Here is a 10381-nt window from a genome sequence, read left to right as displayed (position 1 = left end):
AATTAATGGAAGCCTTGAATTCATTCTATTAAATGATTGTGTGGTGCTAAATCACATTAATTATGGAGGTACCCCTTTATCAAAATGTTGCAAAAACGCAATATCCTGTTCGTGAGAAATATGACAAAATCAATACAATCCCCTTCTAATCAGCGATTCCAAAGATATATTTTCCCCTGTTACATTTAGAAAATATAAAATTTACAAAAAAATACCCCTGATATTCATCAGAAGTATTTTATATGCGTTATCCGAACATATTTATCTTTTGCTTTATTATCTTTGGCGACCATAATAATAAGTATACTATGGCAAATATTATTAGTTTTATAATTATTGAAATTCTAAAGTCCCCTATTTCCGGAACGATATATGAAACACCATATGCTATTCCGGATATGATCAATGTAAGAATTATAAATTTAATATATTTGAAAAAATCAATTTTTATATAGTTCTTATTTAGTGAAAATAAAAGTATCAAATAATTTACCATAGCTGCTGTTGATGTAGCAAATGTCAGTCCCATATGCTTATAGTGCTTATAAAGGAGAAAATCAAGGACTATATTTATTCCTATTCCTACAAATGAGGACATAACAGGTCTTTTTCTGTCTTTAAATACATAGTGACTTCTTGTAAGAAGGTGTATTGTAGAGAAAAACAATAATCCTCCCGAATAAAACGCCAGCGCCTGAGATGTGACTATGATCATATCTTCCCTAAAAGCTCCTCTTTTATAAATTAATGAAACTACTTCTTTGGCGTAAAATATAAGCACTATCTGTGAAGGAATTACGAAAAATGCCAGCATATTCATTCCACGCTCTATTTGACTTTTCACGACATTCATTTGCTTCTTAACTGCTGCTTGTGATAAACTTGGAAAAATCACGACCGATAATGATATTGCAAATACACCAATAGGCAGTAAATACAATCTGCTCGAATAATTCAAAGCACTTACTGTTCCTGGTGTCAGCGCTGCTGCGAACCTTGTATCAATCATTTCATTTATCTGATATCCAAAAATTCCAATCAGCGTGGGAATCATAAGTAAAAACAATTCCCTTATATACCTGTCTTTAACATTAAATACAAACTTATATCTCTTAACTATCATGAAAAACTGAGGAAGCTGCATTAAAAGCTGAAATAATCCTGATAGTAACACAGAAACCCCTAAACCGTAGATTCCATATTTTTTACCGAATAATAATACTCCGCATATAATAGTCAGATTAAATACAAGTGCTGTGGATGTAGATATCAAAAACTTCTTAAAGTTATTTAAAACAGCTGATACTATCCCTGATAATGATATAAATAAAAAGTAAAAAGCCATTATTTTTAACAGATTATTTGCAACATTGAATCTTGCCTCATCTTTGAACCCTACAAATATTTTCAGCATGTATTCCGAAAACAGAATCATAAATATTGACACCGTGGTCGAAAATGCAAATACCAGATTTAATACTGAGAATATAAGATCATCTGCTTTTTCTTTTCCTTCCAGTTCCCTTTTTTCATTATATAAAGGGATAAATACAGAACCTAATGCTCCCTCTCCCAAAAGCTGCGTAAAAAAATTAGATATCTTAAACGCTCCGAAATATGCATCTGTCATTCCTGTTGCTCCAAAGAAACTTCCTATAAGAATTTCCCTGACCAATCCCAGAATTCTGCTCAGCATATTTATAATCATAACCAATAAACTAGATTTAAACATAATTCAACCTCATAACATAAAATTCATTTCCTTCAAATTGTATATCTATCACACCGTCTTTAAAAAGATCTAATACACATAAAAATAATGATACTATACGCAGACGTGTGTACTTATTTTTCAGTAACATATTAAAATTTACCCTTTCTTTAGTATTTATCATTTCCCTGACCTCTCTGTAGGCTTCTTCTATTGTGTACTCTTCTTCGAGCTCCACCTTTATCGTGACTTTTACTTCTTCCTTCAGAAGATTTTGGAAATGGGAAAATAAATTATTTATGCTTAAAGCTGACAGGTCATACTCTATCTCTGATGGTACGACACTTTGATTTCCTGATCGTTTATATGCAATATTGTACTCATTTTCATATTCAGCCAGCTTTTCTGAAATTTCTTTAAATAATTTATATTCAATAATACGTTTTTCCAGATCTTCTTCTCTTTCTTCTTTTTTACCTTTATTAAGTATAGAATAGGCTTTTATTTCTATAAGCTCTGTTGCCATTACAAGAAACTCTACTTTTATTTTCAGGTTTAGTTCCTGGGCTTCTTTTATATACAGCAAATAATCTTCTATAATTTGGGATATATCAATCTTTGTGATGTCCATTTTGTTTTTTTCCACTAAATGGATCAAAAGATCAAGAGGACCCTCAAAATTTTCCAGTTTTATCTGTATCGCCATATTCATCTTTCACTTTCTTTTTCCAGTATTTTACGTCGTTCCCTATCTTTTCGACCAGTTGGTCTATTCCGTTGAATTTTATTTCATCACTAATTTTTTCCAAGACATAAATTGTGATTTTCTGACCATATATAAACTTGTCAAAATTCAGTATATGAACCTCTACACTTAATTCTCCAGGCTTTAACGTAGGATTTTTCCCGAGATTCATTACACCGTTATAAACAATGCTGTCTCCTTCTATTTTTACATAAACTCCATAAACTCCAAAAGGCGGATAGACTTTATTCTCAAATATAAGATTAGCTGTAGGAAATCCCATCTGACGTGCCATCTTTCTGCCATGGACTACTTCTCCTGCTATAATGGGATAATGTCCCAAAAGCTTTGTTGCATCAGTCAGGTCACCTTCTTCTATATATTTTCTCACACGTGTACTGCTGATAACCTCACCGCTTTGATCTTTTACAGAATCTATAATTACTACCTTGACTCCATTTTCCTGTCCAAGCTTTTTCAGCAGGTCAGTATTTCCTGATTTATTTTTTGAAAATGTAAAATCAAAGCCGCATATGACTTTATCAGAATGTAATCTGTCCATTATGATATTTTGTATAAACTCTTCAGGTGATAAATCTCTCACCTCTTCAAATTCTTCAAAATAAACATAGTCAAGGTTAAATTCTTTCAGAAGTAAAATCTTTTCTTCATTATTGGTCAAAAGTTTTATATTCTGATTTGTATGTGCTTTAAAAGTGTATAAAACAGTTTTGTATTCTGTTCCCTCAGCACATTCAATCCCTCTTTTTATTAGTTCCTGATGTCCTAGATGTATCCCGTCAAAATTTCCTAGTATTATAATATTTTTCTGTTTTTTTAGCTCTGAAATATTGTTTTTATCAATTATTTTCATTTTATTATCCTCCATCAAACTCCTTATATTATAGTATATTCTAATTATAGAAAGCAAGACGTTATTATTTTTTTTATTTGATATGAAGTTAATTATCTGTTATTATTATAAATATATTCGAATTAAAGGAATGAAAAATATGAAAAATGATCTTTTAAATTTATTAACAAACTGGCAGAAGCTAAAATCCCGAAAACATAACCTTCTGATGATTTTTTACAGTTTGTTGACCGGTATATTTGCCGGACTTGTAGTTATTATATACAGACTGGGACTTGATGAAGCAGGTATTTTACGGGAAAGGCTCTTTAATAATTTATCAATAGTAACTTTTTTCACAGGAATAATTATATTTGTATTCACAGGTTTTATATTACAGTTTCTTGTGACAAAATTTCCCCTTATATCAGGCAGCGGAATCCCTCAGGTAAAAGCCCTGCTTATGCAGAAAATCCGTTTTAGATGGCTTCCTGAACTGATTTTGAAGTTTTTCGGCGGACTTTTAAGTATAGGTATTGGTCTTTCTTTAGGGCGGGAAGGGCCGTCAATACATCTAGGAGCTCTTGTAGGCGAAGGAATAAATGAAGTCACAGGGCGTTCTGAGATGGAAAAGAAATATTTTATTACCTGCGGTGCAAGTGCAGGACTTGCTGCAGCGTTTAATGCTCCCCTTGCCGGTGTAGTATTCGCTCTCGAAGAATTACATAAATTTTTTTCACCGCTTCTGTTGATCTGTACCTTGATAGCCAGTATTACAGCAGATTTTCTTACCAGAATATTTTTAGGATATCATCCGGTTTTCAATTTTGAAGTGACAGCCCCTGCTGAATTTAATCCATTAATGGAAATTTTTCTTGTTTTGATATTTGGAATAATAATGTCATTTATGGGAAAGCTTTTTAGCGATAATCTGGTGAGATTTCAAAAAATATATAAGAAAATTAATTTGAATCCTTATTTAAAAGTAACAGTTTTAATGCTTACTGCATTTTTTACAGCTTTTCTGTTTAAAGATATCACAGGAGGCGGTCATGATCTTATAGAAAAAATAGCACAGTATCCTACTCCGCTTTTAATACTTTTTTTACTTCTTACAGGAAAATTTTTATATACTCTTGTATCTTACAGCAGCGGATTTCCCGGTGGAATATTTCTTCCCATGCTGGTAATAGGAGCTTTATTGGGAAAAATTTATGGAATATTTATAGTGGATATATTTGGTGTTTCTGACATTTATATTACACATTATATAATTTTGGGAATGGCTGCTTACTTCACTGCTGTGGTAAGAGCACCAATTACGGGGATAATTTTGATATTGGAAATGACAGGCAACTTCTCTCATTTATTTGCTTTGACATTTATAGCGGCGGTATCGTATGTTATAACTGAATTTATAAATCTGGAACCTGTTTATGATGTTTTATTTAATAATATGTCTTTTGCTTCAGATAATATCAAGAAAGAAAAAAAGATAATTACTGTAACTATACCTGTAATAGCTGATTCAAGACTGTCAGATAAAATGGTAAAAGACCTGACATGGCCCGCTGATACACTTCTCGCAGGAATAAGACGGGATGGTCATGAATTTATCCCTAATGGAAATACAGTTTTGAAAAACGGAGATCTTCTGGTTATACTAACTGATAAGGAAAAAGCTTCTATAATTACATATTATTTATATGAAATGGGAACTATTGTAAAATTTTCAAAAAAACCCGAAACAAAAAAGGAATGATTCTAATATAGATCACTCCTTTTTTCTTACATTGAAAATTCTTCTCCATATTCTACTACTCCCGCTTTGAGACTTCCTTTTTCCAGTTCAATTACCATAAAAACTTCATCTGGAACTGTAAACGGACATTTTACTCCGTAATCTGCCGCTTTTTCAAATCCAAGTCTGCTGTAAAAATCTGTATGTCCTAAAACTACTATATTTTTTTCATTCATTTCTATGAGATATTTAAAACTTTCTTTTATCAGATCTGTACCAATTCCTTTTTTTTGATATTCAGGAAGTACGCACATAGGAGCAAGAGCCACAGAATCGATATCTCCGATTTTTATTCTGCTGTACATAATATGCCCTGCTATTTTTCCGTTATCTTCCGCAACAAGTGAAAGTATAAAATTGTCTCCTTTTCGGATATTATCTGCAAGCTTACTTTCATATTCTCCATTAAAGCATATATTATTTATATTTCTGATTTCATCAAAGTCCCTTTTTTCTTCTTTCCTTATCAGCATTTGATCCTTTTCCTTTCTTTATGTAAATTTCGTTGATTTTTCCGCTTTTATCAAAACGGACTCCTTCCTGTTCAAGCATTTCACGCTGAAACTGCCCCGCCTCCCCAGGAAGGCTTATCTTCCCATGAGAATTTATAACTCTGTGCCATGGCAGCTCATGTTTTTCACTACAACTGTGCAAAATTCGCGATACTTCTCTTGCACCTCTGTTTTTTCCGGCTGTTTTGGCTATATCGCCATATGACATTGTTTTTCCCTTAGGAATAGATTTTATTATCTTTAAGACTTTTTTTGTATAATCATTCATAATTTTCCCCTGAAATTATAGTTTTTATATAAAAACAGCAGATAACAAAATCTGCTGCTGCAACTTTTATTTATTATTTTATTAGTTTCAATGAGAATGGGAATTTATAATGCTCTCCGTCTTTGGCTTTTACTAATGCTAGTATTTCAAATACAAGACCACAAATTCCTAATGCAAATGTCAAGAAGACTCCAATTAAAACGATCCATAAAATACCTGCAACAAAGTATGCGATTAGAAGAGTTATTTGAAAATTTAAATCATTTTTAGCTTCTTCTTTTAAAAATTCCGAAGTATCTGCTAATGCAAAATAAAATATTAATGAAGGTATAAAACTAAAGAATATAGCCAGCACATGCATAATAACAGCTTTATTTTTATCATCAGCTGTTACTTCCATTACATCTGACACTGTCTGATCAAAACCAGATTTCACCTGATCTTTTACCTCTGAAAATTTTTCTTTGGCAGCTTCACCGGTATGTTTCATTTCTTCTCCGGCATCATGAGCATATTCCTTTACATCCTCTACTGTCTTATCTAATTTTATTTTAGCATTGTCTGCTTTTTCATGTACATCATCTTTCACTTCTTCAAACTTATCTTTCATATCACTCATTGTACTTCCTCCAGTCTAATTGTTAATATTATTCTAAAGTTATTATATCATAAAGTAGCCATGAAACTCAAATAAGATTAGTAAAGTTATTCTAGAATTTTATTTATAAAGTATTTATGTACTCTGGTGTCCTTGGTTAGTTCGGGATGAAATGCAGTAACAAGTATATTTTTTTCCTCTGCGGCAATGATTTCCCCCTGAACTTCCGATAATATTTTTACATTATCACCAACAGTTTTAATGTACGGTGCTCTTATAAATACCATAGGAATCTTTCCTATCCCTTCGAATTCTTCTTTAGTGACAAAACTTCCCAGTTGTCTGCCATATGCATTTCTTTGTACATTTATATTCATACATCCCAAATGAACTTTTTCATCATTTTCTATTTTTTTAGCAAGCAATATCAGACCAGCACATGTCCCAAACACAGGCACACCATTTTCAATCATACTCTTTATTTCTGCTGTCATATCCAGTTCATTTAAAAGCTTTCCAATAACTGTACTTTCACCGCCCGGAAGAATTAGACCATCTGGTCGCTTTTGTAAGTCTGATTTTTTTCTAATCTCATATGAGTCTACCCCAAGCAGCTCTAAAATATCTTTATGTTCTTTAAAAGCTCCCTGAAGTGCTAAAATTCCAATATTCATTTTACTTTCCTCTTTCAGCCATTAATATCTGAATTTCACTTTCATTTATTCCTACCATAGCTTCTCCCAGATCTTCTGATATTTCAGCAAGAATCTTAAAATCGTTATAATTTGTTACTGCTTTTACTATAGCCTGTGCTCTTTTTTTAGGATCACCCGATTTAAAAATTCCTGATCCTACAAATATACCTTCTGCACCAAGCTGCATCATCAATGCTGCATCTGCCGGAGTAGCTACTCCTCCTGCTGCAAAATTCACCACTGGAAGTTTCCCGTTTTTATGTACAAAATTAAGTATATCATATGATACCTGAAATTCTTTTGCTGCAAAATATAATTCATCTTCATCCATATTCTGTACTCTTTTGATTTCACTCATCATTGCACGCATATGTCTCACAGCCTGAACTATATCACCTGTTCCGGGTTCCCCTTTTGTTCTTATCATAGAGGCACCTTCCTGAATTCTTCTAAGTGCTTCCCCGAGGTCTTTTGCCCCGCATACAAATGGTACTTTAAATTTACTTTTATTTATATGATATTTATCATCTGCCGGTGATAAAACTTCGCTTTCATCTATATAATCTATCTCAAGAGCTTCTAATATCTGTGCTTCTACAAAATGTCCTATTCTTGCTTTTGCCATTACCGGAATACTTACGGCTGCCTGAATTCCTTTTATCATTTTAGGATCGCTCATTCTTGACACTCCGCCTACAGCTCTTATATCAGCCGGGATTCTTTCCAGAGCCATTACAGCCGCAGCTCCTGCTTCTTCTGCTATTTTTGCCTGTTCCGGAGTGGAGACATCCATAATAACTCCGCCTTTCAGCATTTGAGCCAGATTTTTGTTAAGTTCGTATCTTTCATTTTCCATTTCTACTACTCTCCTTTTTGTAAAATTTATATAATAAAAAAATTATATTTTGTTATATCAAAACATTCAGGATACTATTTTACTTCAATATCCTGAAATTTTGATCCTTTCAAAATTTTCATTTTTTTGAATCCTGTTTCCTTTACTACTTCCATAGATTCATCAAAATAATAATCTATATTTTCTACTGAATGCACATCAGAATTTAGTGTTATCGGAATATCCTTCTTCAGAATAAGTTCCAGAATAAACTTAGACGGATAAGGAAAGTCTGTCCACCCTCTTGACATAGCCCCGGTATTAATCTCAATTATAGAATTAGTATTTTTTATTTTATCAAGAGTTTCGTTAATCAGATTTACATACCAATCTTCAGTTTCATCAAAATATCTGTTTCCAGAATTAAACTTTTTTACAAGATCGATATGGCCGATAATGTCCGGCTCCTGTTCCACAATCATTTTTAATAATGTATCGTAATATTTTTTTATATAGTTATTTACTCCCCCGAAAGCTTTTATTCCCTCTTCGGTTATTTCCGGCGAACTGTCAATACTGTAGTATTTACCGTTAGTTTCATTTTTTATTAAATGGACAGATCCCAAAGTATAGTCCAGAGATAATTTACCCTTTATATCTTTTTTATAACCGGAATAGTAATCTGTTTCCAGACCAATATAAACTTCGATTTTATCTTTGTATTTTTCTTTTAAATTCTTTAGTTCTTTTATGTATTCCAAAGTTCCTTCTTCACTCATGCACCAGCCCTCACCAAGATTTCCCGCAATGTATGAATGACCTGAAAAGCCGATACTCACAAATCCCAGTTCTATTGCTTTTTTTATATAGTCCTCAGCTTCATTATTACCATCACAGTAAAGTGTATGAGTATGCAAGTTTGATAAAAATTTCATATTACCTCCTTTATTTCATCTTTTCCTGTTTCACCTTCTTGTCGACTACCTGCCTTCTTTCTAATTCTGCTTTTATATCATTAAGAGTAATGCCTTTTTCTATCATAAGAACCATTGAGTGATAAGTAAGATCTGCAAGTTCATATATAAGTTCTTCGTTTCCGGAATTTTTGGCACCTATTATTACTTCGGTACACTCTTCTCCAATTTTTTTCAGTATTTTATCCAGACCTTTTTCAAATAAATAAGAAGTATAAGAATTTTCTGTATTACTTGTTTTTCTTTCTTTTATCAAATCATACAGTTTTTTAATAGTAAAATTTTCCTCACGAGTTTTGAAAAGTAAATTATTAAAGCAAGATTCTGTTCCTGTGTGACATGCCGGTCCATCCTTGATCACTTCTATTACAAGAGAATCATTATCACAATCAGATTTTATACTGACTACATGCTGATAATTACCTGAAGTTTCGCCCTTTCTCCAGAGTTCCCGTCTGCTTCTGCTGTAAAAGCATGTTTTTCCCTCTTTAATAGTGATTTCCAGACTTTGGGAATTCATATATGCTACAGTCAGAATTTCTTTTGTATAATAATCCTGAACCACTGCAGGCATAAGACCGTTTTTGTCAAACTTTAGTTCCTTTATGTTATTATATAATACCATATTTCCTCCTATATTCTTACTACTATATTATTATTTTTCAAATATCTTTTCAAATCCATTATATCTATTTCTTTAAAGTGAAATATAGAAGCAGCCAGTCCGGCATCTACTCCGTCCAGCATAAATACATCCCTGAAATGTTCCATCGAACCTGCGCCGCCTGAAGCTATTACCGGTATACTCAGATTTTGGCTTATATCTTTTAATAATTCCAGATCAAAACCGTTCCTTACTCCATCTGTATCTATACTATTAACTACCAGTTCGCCTGCACCGTTTTTCTCTCCCAGTTCAGCCCATTCTATTGCATCTATTCCTGTATTTATCCTTCCGCCGTTAGAAAAAACACAGTATCTTCCATCTACTCTTTTTATATCAATTGACAAAACAACACATTGATTCCCGTATTTTTCAGCAGCTTCCCTGATGAGATCAGGATTCTTTACAGCTCCGGAATTTACACTTACTTTGTCAGCACCGGCTTTTAATACTGCATCAAAATCATCTACACTATTTATTCCTCCGCCTACTGTCAGCGGAATAAATACTTCTTTAGCTACATTTTTTAATACATCTATAAAGATTCCCCTCTTTTCAAAGGAAGCAGTTATATCATAAAATACCAGCTCATCAGCACCAGACTCGTTATAAAATTTTGCAAGTTCCACAGGATCATCTACATCTTGAATCCCTTTAAAATTTTTTCCCTTTACTACTCTTCCGTCCCTTACATCAAGACAGGGAACTATTCTTTTTGTTATCAT

12 protein-coding genes are annotated in these 10381 nt (G+C 32.7%); 1 reads left to right on the top strand and 11 read right to left on the bottom strand.

What is annotated here, in order from left to right; all coding sequences use genetic code 11:
- Positions 1-247 precede the first annotated feature (247 nt).
- From murJ to NK213_RS11205, 3 genes are read right to left on the bottom strand one after another with little or no spacing between them, the layout of a single operon-like run.
- Positions 248-1732, bottom strand: coding sequence for a murein biosynthesis integral membrane protein MurJ (gene murJ, locus NK213_RS11215; RefSeq protein ID WP_253349162.1), 1485 nt, complete (start codon positions 1730-1732; stop codon positions 248-250).
- Positions 1725-2423, bottom strand: a complete 699-nt coding sequence (locus NK213_RS11210; RefSeq protein WP_253349160.1) for a ScpA family protein — start codon at positions 2421-2423, stop codon at positions 1725-1727. Before NK213_RS11210 ends, murJ begins: the two co-directional genes overlap by 8 nt.
- Positions 2386-3330, bottom strand: a complete 945-nt coding sequence (locus NK213_RS11205; RefSeq protein ID WP_253349158.1) for a bifunctional riboflavin kinase/FAD synthetase — start codon at positions 3328-3330, stop codon at positions 2386-2388. The genes NK213_RS11210 and NK213_RS11205 overlap by 38 nt, the downstream gene beginning before the upstream one ends.
- A gap of 139 nt (positions 3331-3469) precedes the next feature.
- Between NK213_RS11205 and NK213_RS11200 the strand changes: the two genes are divergently transcribed.
- The gene (locus NK213_RS11200; RefSeq protein WP_253349157.1) at positions 3470-5071 is read left to right on the top strand and encodes a ClC family H(+)/Cl(-) exchange transporter; all 1602 of its coding nucleotides are present in this window, start codon (positions 3470-3472) and stop codon (positions 5069-5071) included.
- A 26-nt stretch (positions 5072-5097) separates the two neighbouring features.
- Here NK213_RS11200 and NK213_RS11195 read toward each other — a convergent pair whose 3' ends face one another.
- The 8 genes from NK213_RS11195 to hisF form a co-directional block, all read right to left on the bottom strand.
- A complete protein-coding gene (locus NK213_RS11195) occupies positions 5098-5583 on the bottom strand; it encodes a GNAT family N-acetyltransferase (RefSeq protein ID WP_253349155.1) in 486 nt (161 codons plus the stop codon).
- Positions 5549-5890, bottom strand: a complete 342-nt coding sequence (locus tag NK213_RS11190) for an MGMT family protein (protein ID WP_253349153.1) — start codon at positions 5888-5890, stop codon at positions 5549-5551. The genes NK213_RS11195 and NK213_RS11190 overlap by 35 nt, the downstream gene beginning before the upstream one ends.
- A 73-nt stretch (positions 5891-5963) precedes the next feature.
- On the bottom strand, positions 5964-6509 hold the full coding sequence (locus NK213_RS11185) for a DUF4870 domain-containing protein (RefSeq protein ID WP_253349151.1): 546 nt from the start codon (positions 6507-6509) through the stop codon (positions 5964-5966).
- An 86-nt stretch (positions 6510-6595) separates the two neighbouring features.
- Positions 6596-7162 carry a pyridoxal 5'-phosphate synthase glutaminase subunit PdxT gene (pdxT, locus tag NK213_RS11180; protein WP_253349149.1) on the bottom strand — a complete coding sequence of 189 codons (567 nt, stop codon included), beginning with the start codon at positions 7160-7162 and terminating at the stop codon, positions 6596-6598.
- A 1-nt stretch (position 7163) separates the two neighbouring features.
- Positions 7164-8039: a pyridoxal 5'-phosphate synthase lyase subunit PdxS gene (gene pdxS, locus NK213_RS11175; RefSeq protein ID WP_253349147.1), complete on the bottom strand. Its 876-nt coding sequence runs from the start codon at positions 8037-8039 to the stop codon at positions 7164-7166.
- Positions 8040-8113: 74 nt separating this feature from the next.
- Positions 8114-8953 (bottom strand): histidinol-phosphatase HisJ, encoded by an 840-nt coding sequence (hisJ, locus tag NK213_RS11170; RefSeq protein ID WP_253349145.1) that lies wholly within the window; start codon positions 8951-8953, stop codon positions 8114-8116.
- Between the two features lie 10 nt (positions 8954-8963).
- Positions 8964-9617 carry a bifunctional phosphoribosyl-AMP cyclohydrolase/phosphoribosyl-ATP diphosphatase HisIE gene (hisIE, locus tag NK213_RS11165; RefSeq protein ID WP_256478707.1) on the bottom strand — a complete coding sequence of 218 codons (654 nt, stop codon included), beginning with the start codon at positions 9615-9617 and terminating at the stop codon, positions 8964-8966.
- Between the two features lie 8 nt (positions 9618-9625).
- Positions 9626-10381 (bottom strand): imidazole glycerol phosphate synthase subunit HisF, encoded by a 756-nt coding sequence (hisF, locus tag NK213_RS11160; protein WP_253349143.1) that lies wholly within the window; start codon positions 10379-10381, stop codon positions 9626-9628.

It is taken from the genome of Sebaldella sp. S0638 (assembly GCF_024158605.1).
Lineage (GTDB): Bacteria > Fusobacteriota > Fusobacteriia > Fusobacteriales > Leptotrichiaceae > Sebaldella.
The sequence above is the reverse complement of the archived record's forward strand: the minus strand, read 5'-3'. Positions and strand labels throughout refer to the sequence as shown.